At 68.6% G+C, this 818-nt stretch carries 1 protein-coding gene; it reads left to right on the top strand.

All coding sequences use genetic code 11. From position 1 onward, the window contains the following. Positions 1-818 (top strand): AMP-binding protein (locus SCA03_RS34820; protein WP_141275909.1); only part of this gene is annotated, 818 nt, incomplete at both ends.

Raw genomic sequence — 818 nt, 5'->3', positions numbered from 1 at the left:
GGTGTGGGTCCTGAGCGGTTGGTGGCGTTGGTGTTGCCGCGTTCGGTGGATCTGGTGGTTGCGGTGTTGGGGGTGTTGAAGGCGGGGGGTGCGTATGTGCCGGTGGATCCGGAGTATCCGGTGGCGCGGGTGGCGTTCCTGCTGGGGGATGCGTGTCCGGCGCTGTTGGTGACGGATGCGGCGACGGTGTCGTCGCTCCCGTCGGATGCGCCTGGTGAACGTCTGCTGCTGGAGGAGGCCCTCGCGGAGCCCTGCCCCGAAAAGGCTTCTCATGTTGGGGAGTTGGTGGTGCGTCCGGACTGTCCGGCGTATGTGATCTATACGTCGGGGTCGACGGGGCGGCCGAAGGGTGTGGTGGTCTCGCACCGTAATGTGGTGCGGCTGTTGACGGGGACGCGGGGGCTGTTCGGCTTCGGTCCCGATGATGTGTGGACGTTGTTCCACTCCTATGCGTTCGACTTCTCGGTGTGGGAGTTGTGGGGCGCTCTGGTGCACGGTGGGCGGCTGGTGGTCGTGCCGTTCGAGACGAGTCGGGACCCGGCGCGCTTTCTGCGGCTGCTGGCCGACGAGGGCGTCACCGTCCTCAACCAGACGCCGTCCGCGTTCCACCAACTCGCCGGCGCCGACCGGGAGGACCCGGGGACCGGACGGCGGCTGCGGCTGCGCACCGTCGTCTTCGGTGGTGAGGCGCTGGAGCCCGCCCGGCTCGCCGACTGGTACGAGCGGCATCCGGAGGACGCGCCGCGTCTGGTCAACATGTACGGCATCACCGAGACCACGGTGCACGTCACCCACCACGCACTGGACGCGCGGACCGC

It is taken from the genome of Streptomyces cacaoi (genome assembly GCF_006539165.1).
Taxonomy (GTDB): domain Bacteria; phylum Actinomycetota; class Actinomycetes; order Streptomycetales; family Streptomycetaceae; genus Streptomyces; species Streptomyces cacaoi.
Note: the sequence above shows the minus strand (reverse complement) of the source record. Positions and strands in the feature narration are given on the sequence as shown.